The sequence below is a fragment of the Pseudomonas sp. NFACC45 genome (assembly GCF_900113505.1).
Lineage (GTDB): Bacteria > Pseudomonadota > Gammaproteobacteria > Pseudomonadales > Pseudomonadaceae > Aquipseudomonas > Aquipseudomonas tehranensis.
In genome coordinates, this window is record NZ_FOPO01000011.1 from 209,429 (window position 1) to 227,374 (window position 17,946).

General features: G+C 61.4%; 22 protein-coding genes. 17 read left to right on the top strand and 5 right to left on the bottom strand.

Annotated features, from left to right (window positions below):
• The first annotated feature begins 56 nt into the window (after positions 1 to 56).
• Together BM132_RS20845 and BM132_RS20850 are read left to right on the top strand one after the other, a co-directional pair.
• Positions 57 to 542 carry a chemotaxis protein CheW gene (locus BM132_RS20845; protein ID WP_024778681.1) on the top strand — a complete coding sequence of 162 codons (486 nt, stop codon included), beginning with the start codon at positions 57 to 59 and terminating at the stop codon, positions 540 to 542.
• Position 543: 1 nt separating this feature from the next.
• Positions 544 to 939 carry a DUF2802 domain-containing protein gene (locus BM132_RS20850; protein ID WP_092458432.1) on the top strand — a complete coding sequence of 132 codons (396 nt, stop codon included), beginning with the start codon at positions 544 to 546 and terminating at the stop codon, positions 937 to 939.
• A gap of 229 nt (positions 940 to 1,168) precedes the next feature.
• Here the strand turns inward: BM132_RS20850 and BM132_RS20855 are convergent, their stop codons facing one another.
• The gene (locus BM132_RS20855; protein WP_047226269.1) at positions 1,169 to 1,498 is read right to left on the bottom strand and encodes an EscU/YscU/HrcU family type III secretion system export apparatus switch protein; all 330 of its coding nucleotides are present in this window, start codon (positions 1,496 to 1,498) and stop codon (positions 1,169 to 1,171) included.
• Entirely contained in the window at positions 1,495 to 3,081 is a 1,587-nt protein-coding gene (locus BM132_RS20860) for a flagellar hook-length control protein FliK (RefSeq protein ID WP_092458435.1), read from the bottom strand. Before BM132_RS20860 ends, BM132_RS20855 begins: the two co-directional genes overlap by 4 nt.
• Positions 3,082 to 3,280: 199 nt before the next feature.
• On the opposite strand from BM132_RS20860, the gene ccmA reads away from it, so the two are divergent.
• From ccmA to BM132_RS20920, 12 genes are all read left to right on the top strand, one after another.
• Positions 3,281 to 3,916: a cytochrome c biogenesis heme-transporting ATPase CcmA gene (ccmA, locus tag BM132_RS20865; RefSeq protein ID WP_092458437.1), complete on the top strand. Its 636-nt coding sequence runs from the start codon at positions 3,281 to 3,283 to the stop codon at positions 3,914 to 3,916.
• Positions 3,913 to 4,581, top strand: a complete 669-nt coding sequence (ccmB, locus tag BM132_RS20870) for a heme exporter protein CcmB (RefSeq protein WP_047226272.1) — start codon at positions 3,913 to 3,915, stop codon at positions 4,579 to 4,581. Before ccmA ends, ccmB begins: the two co-directional genes overlap by 4 nt.
• Before the next feature lie 94 nt (positions 4,582 to 4,675).
• Positions 4,676 to 5,431, top strand: coding sequence for a heme ABC transporter permease (locus tag BM132_RS20875; protein ID WP_092458440.1), 756 nt, complete (start codon positions 4,676 to 4,678; stop codon positions 5,429 to 5,431).
• Positions 5,428 to 5,604, top strand: coding sequence for a heme exporter protein CcmD (ccmD, locus tag BM132_RS20880; RefSeq protein ID WP_007939192.1), 177 nt, complete (start codon positions 5,428 to 5,430; stop codon positions 5,602 to 5,604). Before BM132_RS20875 ends, ccmD begins: the two co-directional genes overlap by 4 nt.
• A complete protein-coding gene (gene ccmE / locus BM132_RS20885) occupies positions 5,601 to 6,056 on the top strand; it encodes a cytochrome c maturation protein CcmE (RefSeq protein ID WP_092397577.1) in 456 nt (151 codons plus the stop codon). Before ccmD ends, ccmE begins: the two co-directional genes overlap by 4 nt.
• A gap of 3 nt (positions 6,057 to 6,059) precedes the next feature.
• Positions 6,060 to 8,045: a heme lyase CcmF/NrfE family subunit gene (locus tag BM132_RS20890; RefSeq protein ID WP_092397579.1), complete on the top strand. Its 1,986-nt coding sequence runs from the start codon at positions 6,060 to 6,062 to the stop codon at positions 8,043 to 8,045.
• Complete coding sequence (locus BM132_RS20895; RefSeq protein ID WP_092397581.1) at positions 8,042 to 8,578, top strand: DsbE family thiol:disulfide interchange protein; 537 nt, start codon at positions 8,042 to 8,044, stop codon at positions 8,576 to 8,578. Before BM132_RS20890 ends, BM132_RS20895 begins: the two co-directional genes overlap by 4 nt.
• A complete protein-coding gene (locus BM132_RS20900; RefSeq protein ID WP_092397583.1) occupies positions 8,575 to 9,048 on the top strand; it encodes a cytochrome c-type biogenesis protein in 474 nt (157 codons plus the stop codon). Before BM132_RS20895 ends, BM132_RS20900 begins: the two co-directional genes overlap by 4 nt.
• Positions 9,041 to 10,243, top strand: coding sequence for a c-type cytochrome biogenesis protein CcmI (gene ccmI / locus BM132_RS20905; protein ID WP_092397585.1), 1,203 nt, complete (start codon positions 9,041 to 9,043; stop codon positions 10,241 to 10,243). The genes BM132_RS20900 and ccmI overlap by 8 nt, the downstream gene beginning before the upstream one ends.
• A gap of 14 nt (positions 10,244 to 10,257) precedes the next feature.
• Positions 10,258 to 10,665, top strand: coding sequence for a hypothetical protein (locus tag BM132_RS20910; RefSeq protein ID WP_092397587.1), 408 nt, complete (start codon positions 10,258 to 10,260; stop codon positions 10,663 to 10,665).
• 269 nt (positions 10,666 to 10,934) lie between these two features.
• A complete protein-coding gene (speE, locus tag BM132_RS20915) occupies positions 10,935 to 11,810 on the top strand; it encodes a polyamine aminopropyltransferase (RefSeq protein ID WP_092397589.1) in 876 nt (291 codons plus the stop codon).
• A gap of 293 nt (positions 11,811 to 12,103) precedes the next feature.
• Positions 12,104 to 14,197 (top strand): LTA synthase family protein, encoded by a 2,094-nt coding sequence (locus tag BM132_RS20920; protein WP_092458443.1) that lies wholly within the window; start codon positions 12,104 to 12,106, stop codon positions 14,195 to 14,197.
• Between the two features lie 59 nt (positions 14,198 to 14,256).
• On the opposite strand, the gene BM132_RS20925 is transcribed toward BM132_RS20920, so the two are convergent.
• On the bottom strand, positions 14,257 to 14,409 hold the full coding sequence (locus BM132_RS20925) for a DUF3309 family protein (RefSeq protein ID WP_092397593.1): 153 nt from the start codon (positions 14,407 to 14,409) through the stop codon (positions 14,257 to 14,259).
• Positions 14,410 to 14,700: 291 nt separating this feature from the next.
• On the opposite strand from BM132_RS20925, the gene BM132_RS20930 reads away from it, so the two are divergent.
• From BM132_RS20930 to csrA, 3 genes are all read left to right on the top strand, one after another.
• The gene (locus BM132_RS20930; RefSeq protein WP_092458445.1) at positions 14,701 to 15,516 is read left to right on the top strand and encodes an SDR family oxidoreductase; all 816 of its coding nucleotides are present in this window, start codon (positions 14,701 to 14,703) and stop codon (positions 15,514 to 15,516) included.
• Positions 15,517 to 15,573: 57 nt separating this feature from the next.
• Entirely contained in the window at positions 15,574 to 15,906 is a 333-nt protein-coding gene (locus tag BM132_RS20935; protein ID WP_092397597.1) for a YnfA family protein, read from the top strand.
• Positions 15,907 to 16,057: 151 nt separating this feature from the next.
• Positions 16,058 to 16,258 carry a carbon storage regulator CsrA gene (gene csrA / locus BM132_RS20940; RefSeq protein WP_092397599.1) on the top strand — a complete coding sequence of 67 codons (201 nt, stop codon included), beginning with the start codon at positions 16,058 to 16,060 and terminating at the stop codon, positions 16,256 to 16,258.
• Here csrA and BM132_RS20945 read toward each other — a convergent pair.
• Both BM132_RS20945 and BM132_RS20950 read right to left on the bottom strand, forming a co-directional pair.
• Positions 16,247 to 16,474 (bottom strand): YheU family protein, encoded by a 228-nt coding sequence (locus tag BM132_RS20945; RefSeq protein WP_092458448.1) that lies wholly within the window; start codon positions 16,472 to 16,474, stop codon positions 16,247 to 16,249. The genes csrA and BM132_RS20945 overlap by 12 nt on opposite strands.
• A gap of 217 nt (positions 16,475 to 16,691) precedes the next feature.
• The gene (locus BM132_RS20950) at positions 16,692 to 17,882 is read right to left on the bottom strand and encodes an osmoprotectant NAGGN system M42 family peptidase (protein ID WP_092397601.1); all 1,191 of its coding nucleotides are present in this window, start codon (positions 17,880 to 17,882) and stop codon (positions 16,692 to 16,694) included.
• Positions 17,883 to 17,946 lie beyond the last annotated feature (64 nt).

Sequence of the window (17,946 nt, forward strand, 5' to 3'; positions counted from 1 at the left end):
CAGCGTCACGGGGCAGAACACACACCGCCACAGGCGGTTTTTCGAGGGGTCAGGGTATGAATGATAAGGCGTCGTCTCTCAAGGGTTCCGAAGATCCGATTTTGCAATGGGTAACCTTCAAACTCGATAACGAAACCTACGGCATCAACGTGATGCGCGTTCAGGAAGTGCTGCGCTATACCGAGATCGCCCCGGTACCCGGTGCGCCAAGCTACGTGCTGGGCATCATCAACCTGCGCGGTAACGTGGTCACGGTGATCGACACTCGCCAGCGGTTTGGCCTGAACTCCACCGAGGTCAACGACAACACCCGTATCGTGATCATCGAGGCCGACAAGCAAGTGGTCGGCATCCTCGTCGACAGTGTCGCTGAAGTGGTTTACTTGCGTCAGTCGGAGATCGAAACCGCACCTAACGTCGGTAACGAAGAGTCGGCCAAGTTCATCCAGGGCGTGTGCAACAAGAACAACGAGTTGCTGATCCTGGTCGAGCTGGAGAAGATGATGAGCGAAGAGGAATGGTCGGAACTGGAGAGTATCTGATTTGATTCTTGAGGTAGCAGTCATTGTCCTGTTCCTGTTCTGGGCAGGCACGCTGGCGATGTTTGTCGCGTACATACGCGGTCAGCGGCAGATCGCCGCTCAGCAGGCCCAGGGCGATGCGTTGCGTGATCAACGCATCCGGGGCCTGGCCAAACGCGTCGACGATTACCAGAACGGCACAGTGCGCATGGGCGAAGCCTTGCATGAGCTACGTGCCGTGGTCGCACCGTTGCCGGACAAACTGGCCCAACTGGAGCAGCGCGACCCCTCCAGCCTGTCCTTCGCCCAGGCCGCCCGCCTGGTGGGCATGGGCGCCAGCGTCGACGAACTGACCCAGGCCTGCGGTTTGACCCAGGCCGAGGCGGAGTTGATGAGCAAGTTGCATAAGGGCGGCTAAGCGCTTCGAGGGGCAAGCTGCAAGAGAGATCAAGAGATCGCAGCCTTCGGCTGCGATTTTTTTTGGGGCGCATTTGTGGCGAGGGGATTTATCCCCGTTGGACCGCGAAGCGGTCCTGAATCCAGGCGATCCGGCGTGTCAGATAAAATGAGTCGCTTTTTTGGGGACTGCTACGCAGCCCAACGGGGATAAATCCCCTCGCCACAAGAGCCGCCTTTGACTTGAGCGATCAGTAATCGTCGCCGCGATCGGTCACATCCTTCTCGACACTTGGCGCGTTCGGGTCATAGCCCTGGGGGAATTTGCCTTTCAAATTCCAGGCAAACGCGATGATCTCGGCAATCGTGCGATACAACTCTTCCGGAATGCTGTCGCCCAATTCCATTCGGGCCAATAGCTTCACCAACTCAGCATTTTCATAAATCGGCACTTCGCTTTCCCGGGCGATCCGCAGGATCTCCTCGGCCAGGGCTTCGTCGCCCTTGGCGGTGAGGGTCGGTGCGTGGAGGCCGTCGTATTTGAGGGCGATGGCCTGGCGTGGTGCGGTGTCGGTTGTCATGCGGTTTCGTCCACCCAGCGTTGTTCCAGTCGAGTCTTGGGGCCTTGGGGCGGGGTGCCGAGGTGGCAATCCAGGTCGCCCACATTCAGGCCACAGGTCACCAGGCGTTCACGTAGCGCGGTCAGATTGCTTTCGATCAGGCTGGCGGTGTATGGCCGCTCAGCCCATAGCTGGCTCGACAGGCTGCCGCTGAGCAACTGGGCCTGAATCTGCAGCGGCCCCAGTGGCTCCATGTCGAACGCCAGCTCGACCCGCCAGAGCTGCTGTTTCGGTTCGCGTTCTTCACGGCGTTCCTGTGGCTGCTCCCGGGGCGGGGTTTCCTCGCGCTGGAACTTGACCTGCAGCGGCACGATGTCCTGCAGGTTGCGCATGGGGATTTCCAGCTGCCAAGTGCTCATCAGCCGACCATCGTCGGTCAGGCCCGTCTGTTCCAGGCTCGACAACTGATGGGTTTGCAGGCGCGACACGGCGGCGGCGGCCAGGCGCAGCAGCTGCTCCAGGTCGCCTTCATCGTCTTGGCCTTTCAACAGGCGTGAGGGCAGGGGGAAACTGGTGGGTTGCGGCTTGACGCTGACCTGGCCGAGGGTTCCCAGGGCGTTACGCACGAAGCTGGGGAGCGCCTGGGCCAACGTGTTGGCGGCAATGATGGCAGCGAGGTTGGTGGAGGCGGGCAGGGCTGGGGTCAGTTGGGCGATCAGTTTCAGCAGATCGCCCTTCATGTCTGGCGCCAGGCTCGGTACTTGCCCGGCCAGCAGTTTGCTTTCCAGGAACGCGCCGCTGGCGGCCATGGCCTGAGCCAGGCCCTTGGGTGTACTCAGTTGCTGGATGTCCGGCAGGCCCGCCAACAGCCGTGTCACTGCGGCGCGCAGCTCGGCGCCGGTGTCGTCGCTGGCCGGAAGCTTTTGCAGCGCGGTGTTCTGCAGCGCGGTGACCAAGCTGTCCAGCGAGCCCTGACGGCTCATCTGCGTGACCAGTTGCTGGCTGACCGCCAGTTGTTCCTGGCGGTTGCTCAAGGGGACAAATTTCAAGGTCTGGGCATCTTGTACCTGAGCACTCAACAGCGTGCCGATGCGCAGCGGTCGCGGGCTGTCGATGTCCAGGGTTCTGCCAGCCTGGGCCGTGTTGAGCAGGCTCACCAGCGACCGGTAAACCGCCGGTTGTCCCGGCAACTGCGGCAACGCCTGGCTGGTGAGCACCTTGCCTTGCAGCAGAGTGCCGACCGGCATCTGTGCCGTGTCGATACGGGTCAGGGTGGCGACGCTGGAGGCGATGGCCTGCTGCACGGTAATCGCCAGGTTGCTGGCGGATGGCTGCGTCACCGCCAAGCTGGTGCCTTGGGGCAATGGCTGGGTGCTGGTGGCTTGCACGGTGGTTTGGCGACCGCTCTCCAGGGTGACCTTGAGCAACAGCTGGAAGGTCTGTTCCGCCTGCTTGAGCGACAACACCTCGGCCTTGGCGGTCTGGCCCGCACCGATCAGGCCTTCGACCGGCGTCAGCAATTTGAGCAGCTCGCCCGTGACCGCCGGCATACGGGTGGTTGCCGAGGCCTGAGGCAGCGGCGGTATGTTCATGTCGCCTGTCATCTGCGGTCTTACCTTGGGAAGCTAATTGAGCACGCCCCCTGGGGCATGACATGTATAATGCCGCCGGTCTTTCAGGGAGTGGCGAAAACCTTGCAATTGTTTGACGCAGCTCTGTGGAACCGGCCACCAAAGCATCTATGCTGCACCTCTTTAACGGCCGCTGCATGGCCGACTTGAACCGTATAAGGCCCGCTATCCCTTGACCAGTCCTCTCCTGCAAACCGTCGGCCTCGCCTGTGAGCGAGATTTGCGGCTGCTTTTCGAGAATCTCGAATTGAGACTCTCGCGTGGCGATATGGTGCAGATCAGCGGCCCTAACGGCAGTGGCAAGACCAGCCTGTTGCGCCTGCTGGCCGGGTTGATGCAGCCGACCGCCGGCCAAGTGCTGCTCAATGGCCAGCCGTTGCACAGCCAGCGCAGCGAACTGGCCCGCAACCTGCTCTGGATCGGCCATGCCGCCGGCATCAAGGATTTGCTGACGCCTGAAGAAAACCTCAGTTGGCTCTGCGCGCTGCATCGACCGGCCGGTCGTGAGGCGATCTGGCAGGCGCTGGCGACGGTGGGCCTGCGCGGCTTCGAAGACGTGCCGTGCCACACCCTGTCCGCCGGCCAGCAGCGCCGCGTGGCCCTGGCCCGGTTATATCTCGACAGCCCGCCGCTGTGGATTCTCGACGAGCCTTTCACCGCTCTGGACAAGCAGGGCGTGGCGCAGCTCGAGGAGCATCTGGCCGGGCACTGCGAGAGAGGCGGCATGGTGCTGTTGACCACCCACCACACCTTGGCGCGGATGCCATCCGGTTATCGCAACATCGATCTTGGGAATTGGGCTGTATGAGTGTGTTTGGCCTACTGCTTGCTCGCGAGGCGCGCCTGTTGTTCCGCCGTCCGGCCGAACTGGCCAATCCGCTGGTGTTCTTCGCGATTGTCATCGCACTGTTCCCGCTGGCCGTCGGTCCCGGGACTCAATTGTTGCAAACCTTGTCGCCGGGGCTGGTCTGGGTGGCGGCCCTTTTATCGGTCCTGCTCTCGCTGGACGGGCTTTTCCGCAGTGATTTCGAGGACGGATCCCTGGAGCAGTGGGTCCTTTCGTCGCACCCCCTGGCCCTTCTGGTTTTGGCCAAGGTACTGGCACACTGGGTTTTTTCCGGCCTGGCGCTGGTCTTGCTCTCGCCGCTGCTGGCAATGATGCTGGGCTTGCCCGCTGCCTGCATGCCGGTATTGTTGGTGTCGCTGTTGCTGGGCACGCCGGTGTTGAGCCTGCTCGGCGCAGTCGGCGCGGCATTGACGGTTGGGTTGAAGCGTGGCGGCCTGTTGCTGGCGCTGCTGATCCTGCCGCTGTATATCCCGGTGTTGATCCTCGGTAGTGGCGCCTTGCAAGCCGCGCTGCAAGGCATGCCGGCAACCGGTTATCTGCTGTGGCTTGGGAGCCTGACCGCCCTGGCGATAACCCTGACACCCTTTGCAATAGCCGCTGGCCTGAAAATCAGCGTCGGCGAATAATAATGACGCCTGGTCGAAAACTGACCACTTCTTCTGAAGTAAAGGCAGACTGGCGGCCCGTGATAGCGTGCCGCAACCGTGATGGAAAACAGCAATGAACTGGACCTGGTTTCATAAGCTCGGCTCACCCAAGTGGTTCTACGGCATCAGCGGCAAACTGTTGCCCTGGTTGAGCCTCCTGGCAGTGCTGCTGATGGGCATTGGCGTAGTCTGGGGCCTGGCCTTCGCCCCGCCGGACTACCAGCAGGGCAACAGCTTTCGCATCATCTACATTCACGTGCCCACGGCGCTGTTGGCCCAGTCCATCTACGTGATGCTGGCGGTGTGCGGTGTGGTCGGGCTGGTGTGGAAAATGAAACTGGCGGACGTGGCCCTGCAATGCGCCGCCCCCATCGGTGCCTGGATGACCGCCGTAGCGCTGGTCACCGGCGCGATCTGGGGCAAACCGACCTGGGGCTCATGGTGGGTCTGGGATGCCCGACTGACGTCGATGCTGATCCTGCTGTTTCTGTACTTCGGTCTTATTGCGCTGGGCAACGCCATCAGCAATCGTGACAGCGCCGCCAAGGCTTGTGCGGTGCTGGCGATTGTCGGCGTGATCAACATCCCGATCATCAAGTACTCGGTGGAGTGGTGGAACACCTTGCACCAGGGCGCGACCTTCACCCTCACCGAAAAACCGGCGATGCCGGTGGAGATGTGGCTGCCGCTGTTGCTCACAGCGCTGGGTTTCTACTGTTTCTTCGGCGCTGTGCTGTTAATGCGCATGCGCCTGGAAGTGCTCAAGCGCGAGTCCCGGGCCAGTTGGGTGAAGGCCGAAGTACAGAACAGCCTGGAGGCCGCTCGATGAGTTTTGCGTCATTCGGCGATTTTCTCGCCATGGGCCATCACGGCCTGTATGTCTGGTCAGCCTATGGCATCTGCCTGGCGGTGCTGGCCCTCAACGTGGCGGCGCCGATCCTGGCCCGCAAGCGGTATCTGCAACAAGAGGCGCGTCGTCTGCGCCGGGAGAACGGTCAGTGAATCCGCTGCGCAAAAAACGTCTTGTCATCATTCTTGCCCTCCTGGTGGGTGTCGGCGCTGCGGTCGGCCTGGCCCTGAGCGCCTTGCAACAGAACATCAACCTGTTTTACACCCCGACCCAGATTGCCAACGGCGAAGCGCCCCAAGACACGCGCATCCGTGCCGGCGGCATGGTGGAGGAGGGGTCCCTGGTGCGTACCGGGGACTCGCTGGACGTGAAATTCAACGTCACCGATTTCAACAAGACCGTGACCATCACCTATCGTGGCATCCTGCCCGACCTGTTTCGCGAAGGGCAGGGCATCGTCGCCCTGGGCAAGCTCAATGCCGAAGGCGTGGTGGTGGCCGATGAAGTCCTGGCCAAGCACGACGAAAAATACATGCCGCCGGAAGTGACCAAGGCTTTGAAAGACAGCGGCCAGTCGGCGCCCGCTCCCGTGAAGGAGGGTTGATCGATGACCGGTCTGTTTATTCCCGAGCTGGGTCACCTGGCGATGATCCTGGCTTTGTGTTTCTCCATCGTTCAGGCGGTGGTGCCTTTACTCGGTGCCTGGCGTGGCGATCGTTTGTGGATGAGCCTGGCCCAGCCGGCGGCTTGGGGGCAGTTCGCCTTCATGTTGTTCGCCTTCGGTTGCCTGACCTACGCCTTCATGGTTGACGATTTTTCCGTGGCGTACGTTGCCGGCAACTCCAACAGCGCCTTGCCTTGGTACTACAAGTTCAGCGCAGTGTGGGGCGCCCATGAGGGGTCTCTGCTGCTCTGGGCGTTGATCCTCGCCGGCTGGACCTTCGCGGTCTCGGTGTTCTCCCGGCAGTTACCGCAAGTGATGCTCGCCCGTGTGCTGGCGGTGATGGGCATGATCAGCATCGGTTTTCTGCTGTTCCTGATCCTCACGTCCAACCCCTTCGAGCGCATCTTGCCGCAGGTGCCGTTGGATGGCCGCGACCTCAACCCGTTGCTGCAGGACATCGGCCTGATCGTTCACCCGCCGATGCTCTACATGGGGTACGTTGGATTCTCAGTGGCCTTCGCCTTCGCCATCGCCGCGCTGCTGGGCGGTCGTCTGGATGCCGCATGGGCGCGCTGGTCGCGTCCTTGGACCATCGTCGCCTGGGCTTTCCTGGGCATTGGCATCACCCTGGGTTCGTGGTGGGCTTATTACGAACTCGGCTGGGGAGGCTGGTGGTTCTGGGACCCGGTGGAAAATGCCTCGTTCATGCCCTGGCTGGTGGGCACCGCGCTGATTCACTCGCTGGCCGTCACGGAAAAACGTGGGGTGTTCAAGAGCTGGACCGTGCTGCTGGCCATCGCGGCATTCTCCCTCAGCCTGCTGGGAACCTTCCTGGTGCGTTCCGGCGTACTGACTTCGGTGCATGCCTTTGCCTCCGACCCTGAGCGTGGTGTGTTCATCCTGATGTTCCTGCTGTTCGTGGTTGGCGGCTCGCTGACGCTGTTCGCTTTGCGGGCGCCGGTGGTGAAAAGCCAGGTCGGCTTCAACCTCTGGTCCCGGGAAACCCTGTTGCTGGGCAACAACCTGGTGCTGGTGGTCGCCGCGTCGATGATCCTGCTGGGTACGCTGTACCCGCTGGTGCTCGACGCGCTGACCGGCGCCAAGCTGTCGGTCGGCCCGCCGTACTTCAATGCATTGTTCATTCCGCTGATGGCGATCCTGATGGTGGTGATGGCTGTCGGCATGCTGGTGCGCTGGAAAGACACGCCGGTCAAATGGCTGATGGGCATGCTGACGCCCGTGCTGCTGGGCACTGCTGCCCTGGCCGTCATTGCCGCGATTGCATATGGCGATTTCAACTGGGCGGTACTGGCGACTTTCGTGCTGGCGGCCTGGGTGTTGCTGGCTGGCGTGCGGGATATCTTCGACAAGACCCGCCACAAAGGCCTGATCAAGGGCCTGCCCACCCTGACTCGCAGTTATTGGGGCATGCAGATCGCCCACCTGGGCATCGCCGTCTGCGCCCTGGGTGTGGTGCTGTCCAGCCAGAACAGCGCCGAGCGCGACCTGCGTCTGGCACCCGGAGAGTCCATGGACCTGGGGGGCTATCAGTTCGTATTCGAGGGGGCCAAACATTACGAAGGCCCGAACTTCACCTCCGACAAAGGCACTGTGCGGGTCATTCGCAACGGTCAAGAAATCACCGTGCTGCATCCGGAAAAACGCCTCTACACCGTGCAGAATTCGGTGATGACCGAAGCCGGGATCGATGCCGGTTTCACCCGCGACCTCTACGTAGCGCTGGGCGAGTCCCTGGGTGATGGGGCATGGGCGGTGCGGGTCCACGTCAAGCCGTTCGTGCGCTGGATCTGGTTCGGTGGCCTGCTGACGGGCCTGGGCGGAATACTGGCGGCGCTGGATCGTCGTTATCGGGTCAAGGTAAAAACCCGGGTGCGTGAAACCCTGGGCATGACGGGAGCCCCTGCATGAAGCGTTGGTTGATGGTGTTGCCGCTGGCTCTGTTCCTATTGATGGCGGTGTTTTTGTACCGAGGGCTCTACCTGAACCCGGCCGAATTGCCGTCGGCGATGATCGGCAAGCCGTTCCCGGAGTTCTCCCTGCCGTCGGTGCAGGGCGACAAGACCCTGACGCGGGCGGACCTGCTGGGCAAACCGGCGCTGGTCAATGTCTGGGGCACCTGGTGCATTTCCTGCCGGGTTGAACATCCGGTATTGAACAAACTGGCCCAGAACGGCGTGGTGATCTACGGCGTCAATTACAAGGACGTCAACGCCGATGCCTTGAAGTGGCTGGCCGAGTTCCACAACCCGTATCAACTGGATATTCGTGATGAAGAAGGCTCTCTGGGCCTGAACCTGGGCGTTTACGGGGCGCCGGAAACCTTCTTCATCGACGCCAAGGGCGTCATCCGCGACAAGTTCGTCGGCGTGATCGACGAACAGGTCTGGCGCGAAAAACTGGCCGCCAAGTATCAGGCGCTGGTCGATGAGGCCAAGCCATGAAGCGCTGGTTAGCAGCCGTTATCCTCGGCGTGAGCCTGGCCGGCGTGGCCCACGCCGCCATCGACACCTACGAATTCGCCAACGAGGGCGAGCGCGAGCGGTTCCGTGAACTGACCAAGGAACTGCGCTGCCCCAAGTGTCAGAACCAGGATATCGCCGATTCCAACGCACCGATTGCCGCCGATCTGCGCAAGGAAATCTTCCGCATGCTCGGCGAGGGCAAGGACAACCAGCAGATCATCGATTTCATGGTGGACCGCTATGGGGAGTTCGTGCGCTACAACCCGGCCTTGACCTCCAAGACCGCACTGCTCTGGTTTGGCCCCGCCGGGCTGTTGCTCGGTGGTTTCGTGGTCATCGCGGTGATTGTGCGTCGCCGCCGGGTCCAGCGCACGGCTGCCCCGGACACGCTTTCTGTCGAAGAGCGCCAGCGCCTCGACCAACTGTTGGATAAAACCAAGCATGATTGATTTTTGGCTCGCCGCAGGTCTGCTTCTCCTGGTTGCCCTGAGTTTTCTGTTGATCCCCGTATTGCGTGTTCGCCGCGCCCAGCGCGAAGAGGACCGTACCGCGCTCAACGTGGCGCTGTATCAGGAGCGCGTCGCCGAGTTGCAGGCCGAGCAGGAAGAGGGCGTGCTGAATACCGCGCAGCTGGACACCGGCCGCGCCGAAGCCGCGCGAGAACTGCTCGCCGACACCGAAGGCGCTGATGCGCCGCGCGAGTCTCGCTTGGGTAAACCGTTGCCGTTACTCGCCGCCGTGCTGGTGCCGGTGCTGGGCCTGGGGCTGTATCTGCATTTCGGCGCCAGCGACAAGGTCGAGCTGACCCGCGAATTCGCCCAGGCGCCGCAGTCGATGGAAGAAATGACCCTGCGCCTGGAGCGCGCGGTGGCGGCGCAACCGGATAACGCCGAGGGCTTGTATTTCCTCGGTCGCACCTACATGGCCCAGGACCGGCCGGCGGATGCCGCGAAGATCTTCGAGCGGACCGTGGCGGTGGCCGGTCGCCAACCCGAGTTGTTGGGCCAGTGGGCTCAGGCGCAGTATTTCGCCGATGGCAAGAAATGGTCGGACAAGGTCCAGGCCCTGACCGACGAAGCGCTCAAGCTCGATCCCAAGGAGGTCACCAGCCTGGGCCTGCTGGGAATCGCCGCGTTCGAAGGCGAGCGCTATCAGGAGGCCATTGATTACTGGGGCCGTCTGCTCGCGCAACTGCCGGAAGGCGACAAGTCCCGTGATGCGCTACAAGGCGGTATCAACCGCGCCACCGAGAAGCTTGAGGCCAGCGGCGGCAAGGTTGCCCAGGCGCCAGTGAGCAAGGCTGCGGCATTGCTCAAGGTGCGCGTCGAGCTGGCGCCGGAGCTCAAGGCCAAGGTGCAGCCGGGCGACAGCGTGTTCATCTTTGCCCGCGCCGCTTCCGGCCCGCCGGCGCCGCTGGCGGCCAAGCGCCTGACCGTCGCTGACCTGCCTGTTACCGTGGAACTGGGCGATGCGGACGCCATGATGCCGCAACTGAAACTGTCGAACTTCCCTGAAGTCCAACTGGTGGCGCGCATTTCCCGGGCCGGTCAACCGACCGCCGGTGAATGGATCGGCCGCAGCAAGCCTCTGGCGAGCAGCACCACGGCGCAGCAACAACTGACTATCGACAGCCCGGATAAATAACAGGAATTCGCACCATGACCGCCATCGCTCGTATCACCCTGCTCACGCTCGTCCTGGGCCTGAGTGCTTGTGCGGTCCAGCGTCCGCCGCAGCCGTCGGCGCCGCTGCCTCCCATCCCGTCTTCAGGCCCGGCCACCAAGCCGGGGCCGTCGACCGCCCCAAGCAAGCCCGTCACGCCGAACACACCGGCCAAGCCGTTGCCCCGTACTTCCGCCAGCTTCGCCCCACCACCCGGCGGCAATAGCCACTGGGACGCCAAACTTGGGGTCTATGTGCTGGACAACCACACCAACACCTTCTATCGCCAGCGCACCTATTACCGCTGGAGCAACGGCTGGAGCCGCTCCATCAGCCCCAACGGGCCGTGGGAAGAAACCACCATCGAAGGTGTTCCGGCGGGGTTGGGGCGTCAGTTCCGCTAAAAGCTGGCGATGAACCCTGTGGTGAGGGGATTTATCCCCGCCGGGCTGCGAAGCAGCCCCCCAACCAGGCAACTCGGTGTGTCAGGAAGATTGAGTTCAGTGTCAAAGGACTGCTTCGCAGCCCAGCGGGGATAAATCCCCTCGCCACAGGAAGCTGAGTTCAGCCGGTGATGAGTCTTCAAGGTTCGACCTGTCATGCCCGGCGTCGTAGAATGCGCGCCTTTGCGAGCCTTCATCGGCCAACCGCGTATTTATCGGAGCACCTGACCATGACGACTACCCCGACCGGCGACTACCTGGAAACCCTCTACGAAGGCTACGGCCAGCGTTTTCGGATGGACAAGCTGCTGCACGAAGTGCGCACCGAGCACCAGCACCTGGTGATTTTCGAGAACCCGCGCATGGGCCGGGTGATGGCGCTCGATGGGGTGATCCAGACCACCGAAGCCGACGAATTCATCTACCACGAAATGCTGACCCACGTACCGATTCTCGCCCACGGCGCGGCCAAGCGCGTGTTGATCATCGGCGGTGGCGACGGCGGCATGTTGCGCGAGGTGACCAAGCACCTGGGCGTTGAGCACATCACCATGGTGGAAATCGACGGCACCGTGGTGGACATGTGCAAGGAGTTCCTGCCCAACCACTCCAAAGGCGCCTACGACGACCCGCGGCTGAACCTGGTGATCGACGACGGCATGCATTTTGTCGCGACCACTCAGGAGAAATTCGACGTCATCATTTCCGACTCCACCGACCCGATCGGTCCGGGTGAAGTGTTGTTTTCGGAAAACTTCTACCAGGCCTGTCACCGCTGCCTGAACGAAGGCGGCATTCTGGTGACCCAGAACGGCACGCCGTTCATGCAACTGGGCGAGGTACAAACCACCGCCGGACGTCTGCGTGGCCTGTTTGCCGACTGGCATTTCTATCAGGCCGCCGTGCCGACCTACATTGGCGGCGCGATGACTTTCGCCTGGGGCTCGACGGATACCGCCTATCGCAAGCTGTCTCGCGAGACCCTGCGCGAGCGTTTCATTGGCAGCGGTATCATCACCCGCTACTACAACCCCGAAGTTCACCTCGGCGCGTTCGCCATGCCGCAGTACGTTCTGCAGGCAATCAACAAACCAAGTAACGACTGATCGGGAACAACGCTGACCTGTGGTCAGGGATCTATCCCCTGACCACAGTGCGGTTCGGCACACAATTCATCGGGCAATCCGCGGTTTTGTGTTTGCGAATAGTCATTGAACAAAATTTTCACAGCCCCTCGCGGACAATCCCGGCGCTTGTTGCGGTCGGTGAGTCAAATGGCGATGCCCCGCCATTCATTCAACGCTTGCGCACCCGCGCAGACCCAGGGACCCGGGTGATGGTCGGCATAGGACGCGCCGTTGTTCTATTCGCCCCCAACCCCTTTAGGTCCTTACACGACATGGCAATCCCGGACGCCCTGAGTCAGCACCGCACCACGCATCGCCTGCTGCAACCGACCGTCAAATCACACCTGGTCTACACCTTGCTCTGTGCCCTGGTCATGATGATCATGTTCAGCCTGTTGCGCGTGGCGCTGCTGGTCTACAACCGCGAAATGATCCTCGACTCCCCGGCCTCTACCTTCGTTGAGGCATTCGTCAACGGACTGCGTTTTGACCTGCGTCTGGTGGTCTATCTGTGTATTCCGCTGCTGCTGGCCTTGTTCAGCGCGCGGGCCATGGCGGCACGTGGTTTTTTTCGTTTCTGGCTGACCGTCACCGCCAGCATCGGGCTGTTCCTCGGTCTGATGGAGATGGACTTCTACCGCGAGTTTCACCAGCGTCTCAACGGCCTGGTCTTCCAGTATGTGCAGGAAGACCCGAAAACCGTGATGAGCATGCTCTGGTACGGTTTCCCGGTGGTGCGCTACCTGTTGGCGTGGGCCGTGGGCACGCTGATCCTCGCGATGGCGTTCAAGGGCGCCGACCGCGCGACCCGACCGCGCGGGCCGTTCAGTGGCGGCACGATCGGCACACGCCAGGTTGCTCCGTGGTACGGGCGTGTCGCGGTGTTCCTGGTCTGCTTGGTCGTGGCCGTGGGAGCCGCCCGGGGCACACTGCGCCAGGGGCCGCCCATGCGCTGGGGTGACGTCTACACCACCGATTCGAACTTTGCCAATCAGTTGGGCCTCAATGGCACGTTGTCACTGGTGGCTGCGGCCAAGAGCCGGATGTCCGAACACCGTGACAATATCTGGAAAGCCACCCTCGAGCAGCCGCTGGCCCAGCAGACCGTGCGGGACATGCTGGTGATGCCCGACGACAAACTGGTCGATGCAGACACCGCTGCCGTACGTCGCGACTACACGCCACCCGCCGACAAGACTTTGCCGATCAAGAACGTGGTGGTGATCCTCATGGAAAGCATGGCGGGTCACTCGGTGGGCGCCCTGGGCGCGCCGGGCAATATCACGCCTTATCTGGACAAACTGTCCAAGGAAGGTCTGCTGTTTGACCGCTTCTTCTCCAATGGCACCCACACCCATCAGGGCATGTTTGCCACCATGGCGTGTTTCCCGAACCTGCCGGGTTTCGAGTACCTGATGCAGACACCTGAAGGCAGCCACAAGTTTTCCGGGCTGCCGCAACTGCTCAGTGCCCGCGACTACGACGACGTGTATGTCTACAACGGTGATTTCGCCTGGGACAACCAGTCGGGCTTCTTCAGCGGCCAGGGTATGACCACATTCATCGGGCGCAATGATTATGTGAACCCGGTGTTCTCCGATCCGACCTGGGGCGTGTCCGATCAGGATATGTTCGACCGTTCCCTGATCGAGCTCAAGGCACGGGAAAACGGCAAGCCGTTCTATGCGCTGCTGCAAACCCTCTCCAACCACACGCCGTATGCGTTGCCGACACCGTTGCCGGTGGAGCCGGTCACGGACCGTGGCAGCCTGAATACGCACCTGACCGCCATGCGTTATTCCGATTGGGCGCTGGGGCAGTTCTTCGAAAAGGCTCGTAAGGAGCCTTATTTCAAGGAAACACTGTTTGTCATCGTCGGTGACCACGGTTTTGGTAACGAGCGCCAGCTTACCGAAATGGACTTGGGCCGCTTTAACGTGCCGATGCTGTTGATCGGCCCGGGTATCCAGGAAAAGTTCGGCCAGCGCAACCACACCGTGGGCACCCAGATCGATATCGTCCCGACCATCATGGGCCGGATCGGCGGGCAAGTGCGTAACCAGTGCTGGGGCCGCGATTTGTTGAACCTGCCGCCAGGCGACAGCGGATTTGGCGTGATCAAACCGTCGGGCAGTGACCAGACCACGGCGATCATCCGCGACGACAAAATCCTGGTGTTGCCGAGGGAAAAGGAAATGGCGCCGAAGTTGTATCGCTACCAACTCGGTGCCCAGCCACGCGCGGATGTCATTGCCGACGCGCCGCAGGCGGCTGAAATGAAACTCAAGCTGGAGGCGTTTCTGCAAACCGCCACCAAGAGCCTGCTGGATAACACCGCCGGCGTGACACAGGGTGTTCCGGACTGAAAAGTTCAGCGCATAAAAAAAGAGGCCTTAACGGGCCTCTTTTTTTGTCACTTAGTGGTTCATATCTTGCCCAGTAACAGCAGGATCAACAGCACTACCAGTACGACACCGAGGATACCGGACGGGCCGTAACCCCAACTTCTGGAGTGAGGGAAGACCGGCAGGCCACCGATCAGCAGGAGGATCAGGATAATGATGAGTATTGTGCCCATTGGTGATTTCCTTATTGGTCAGTTCTGGAGTGATGCAACTTTCAACTACCAGCACGCATGCATTAAATCCGGGCGGCTTAATATGTCCGACCGTAACGTCCTGTAAAAAATTCAAAGTTTTTTAGTGCTCCAAAGAACCCCTCTATGGGAGCGAAGCTGTTCCACAGCGCTGTTCCCCTGAAAACCCATTAAGGTTTGCCCTCGCCATTCAGCACTCTGATGGAGCGTGGGTCCGGCAAGGTCCTTCGCTACACTCGGCTCATCTCTCCCGGAACAACAAGGCTGTTTGCTATGCAAAATCGCATGATGATTACCGGTGCCGGTTCTGGCCTGGGTCGCGAAATCGCGCTGCGCTGGGCCCGCGAAGGCTGGCGCCTGGCCTTGTCGGATGTCAGTGAGCCAGGCCTTCAGGAAACCCTCAGGTTGGTGCGTGACGCTGGCGGCGACGGTTTTGTCCAGCGCTGCGACGTGCGCGACTACAGTCAACTGACGGCGTTTGCCCAGGCCTGCGAAGAGAAGCTCGGTGGCATCGACATCATCGTCAACAATGCCGGTGTGGCCTCGGGTGGATTCTTCAGCGAACTGTCCCTGGAGGATTGGGATTGGCAAATCGCGATCAACCTGATGGGCGTGGTCAAGGGTTGCAAGGCGTTCTTGCCGTTGCTGGAAAAAAGCCACGGCAGGATCATCAACATCGCCTCCATGGCCGCCCTGATGCAAGGCCCGGCCATGAGCAACTACAACGTGGCCAAGGCCGGCGTGGTGGCGCTGTCGGAAAGCCTGTTGATCGAGCTGGCGCAGCAGGAAATCGGTGTGCATGTGGTGTGCCCGTCGTTTTTCCAGACCAACCTATTGGACTCCTTCCGCGGCCCTACGCCGGCGATGAAAGCCCAGGTTGGCAAGTTGCTGGAAAGCTCGCCGATCAGCGCGGCCGATATTGCCGACTACATCTATGAGCAGGTCGCCCAGGGCCAGTTCATGATCCTGCCTCACGAGCAAGGGCGCATGGCCTGGGCCATCAAGCAGAAGAATCCGCAGTTGCTGTACGACGAAATGACCGTCATGGCCGACAAGATGCGCGCCAAGGCTCGGCAGAACCCGAGTTGACCTCAGTGTCCGACGTCCTCAGGATGGCCACATTCGGCCCTCCTGATGGACGCTCCCATGCTCAACTACTTTTGGTTCTTTCTCGCCGCGCTGTTTGAGATCGCCGGCTGTTACGCGTTCTGGATGTGGCTGCGCCAGGGCAAGAGCGCCTGGTGGATCGCGCCGGCGCTGCTGAGCCTTACGCTGTTCGCCCTGTTGCTGACCCGCATCGAGGCGACTTACGCCGGTCGTGCCTACGCCGCCTATGGCGGGATCTATATCATCGCCTCGATCGGCTGGCTGGCCGTGGTGGAGCGAGCGCGGCCGCTGGCTTCCGACTGGGTGGGTGTGGCGCTCTGCGTGGTGGGGGCGAGTGTGATTCTGTTTGGCCCGCGGATTTCCACCTCTTGAATAAGTCCGCTGTCTGACAGGGTTTTGCAGGACGTTTCCTTCAGTTGCCAGAGTCTTGCTTGTAGGGCGTTACTGAATTCTTGAGGGTGTCTTGAGAACCTCAAGCGGGCCGGGCATGGTCAAGGTCCAGATATTCTTAAGGACAAGAACCATGCTCGTACTTAGCCGCGCTGTGGGTGAACTGATTTCCATCGGTGATGATATTTCCGTCCGAGTGCTCTCGGTCAACGGCACCACTGTTCGTTTTGGCGTGGAAGCGCCCCGGCATATCGACGTTCATCGCTCCGAGATTTACGAAAAGATTCAGAAAAAAAGGGCCCAGGCCAGCCGCAAGGTCTGTTCAGTCGAATAGATGCTTGGGTATGTCGTGCTTGAGCATCAACTGGCACTGTTCGCTTTCCGGGTCGAAGACGATCATCGCCTGGCCTTTGGTCAAGGCCTGCCGGACCCGCAATACGCGGGTCTCCAGCGGCGTGTCGTCGCCATTGTCGGTGCCGTCGCGGGTCACGAAATCTTCGATCAGGCGAGTGAGCGTGTCGACTTCGAGTTGGTCGTGGGGGATCAGCATGGGGTACCTCGGCTAGACAATGTCGCGATGCTACGGCCAAAGGGCTTTTGCGGCTAGCTTTGGGTTTTGGGTGTCTGTTCAGGCCTCATCGCGAGCAGGCTCGCTCCCACATGGGCTCAGCGTTGAGCACAAACTTTATGCTCAATGAAGATATCCCTGTGGGAGCGAGCCTGCTCGCGATGGCGGTATGACTGGCACTGAGATTCTGGAATCTTGCTCAGTTATCCGACCGCTGCCCAATCAAACTGTCCACCGACGGCACTCGGGTATCGCTTTCCATCTGCGCATCGTGTTCGAGCTGATGGCTGAAGCGGTCCAGCGAGCCCTGGGCCGGTTGGGCGTCGCTGGCGAATACCGGTGGGCTGAGGATGTAGGCGCCGAGCAGGCGGCTCAGGGCGGCCAGGCTGTCAATGTGAGTGCGTTCGTAGCCATGGGTGGCGTCGCAACCGAAGGCGAGCAGGGCGGTGCGGATATCGTGGCCGGCCGTGACGGCGGAATGGGCATCGCTGAAGTAATAACGGAACAGGTCGCGACGCGCCGGCAGTTCGTTTTCCCTGGCCAGCTTCAGCAAGTGCCGTGACAGGTGATAGTCGTAAGGGCCCCCGGAATCCTGCATCGCCACGCTCACCGCGTGCTCGCTGGAGTGCTGGCCCGGTGCGACCGGGGCGATGTCGATGCCGACGAACTCGCTGACATCCCAGGGCAGTGCGGCCGCCGCGCCGCTGCCGGTTTCTTCGGTAATGGTGAAGAGCGGGTGGCAGTCGATCAGCAGTTCTTCGCCGCTGTCGACAATCGCCTTGAGCGCCGCCAGCAGCGCCGCAACCCCAGCCTTATCGTCCAGGTGCCGGGCACTGATATGACCACTCTCGGTGAACTCCGGCAGAGGATCGAACGCTACATAATCGCCAATGCCCACGCCCAGGGATTCGCAATCAGCGCGGGTGGTGCAGTAGGCGTCCAGGCGCAGTTCGATGTGATCCCAACTGATGGGCATCTCATCGACGGCGGTATTGAACGCGTGCCCGGACGCCATCAACGGCAGTACGCTGCCGCGGATCACCCCCGTGTCCGTAAACAGGCTGACCCGGCTGCCCTCGGCAAACCGGCTGGACCAGCAACCCACTGGCGCCAGGGTCAGGCGCCCGTTGTCCTTGATCGCGCGCACCGAGGCGCCGATGGTGTCCAGGTGAGCCGATACGGCTCGGTCTGGGCTGCTCTGGCGGCCCTTGAGGGTGGCGCGGATCGTGCCGCGCCGGGTCATTTCAAAAGGAATGCCCAGCTCTTCCAGCCGCTCGGCGACATAACGCACGATGGTGTCGGTGAAACCGGTGGGGCTGGGAATGGCGAGCATTTCCAGCAGGACCTTTTGCAGGTATTCGAGATTCGGTTCGGGAATCTTGCTGATCATGGAAACTCCTCCAGGAAGGTTTAAGTAAGGGAAACCCGTGGCGAGGGAGCTTGCTCCCGCTCGA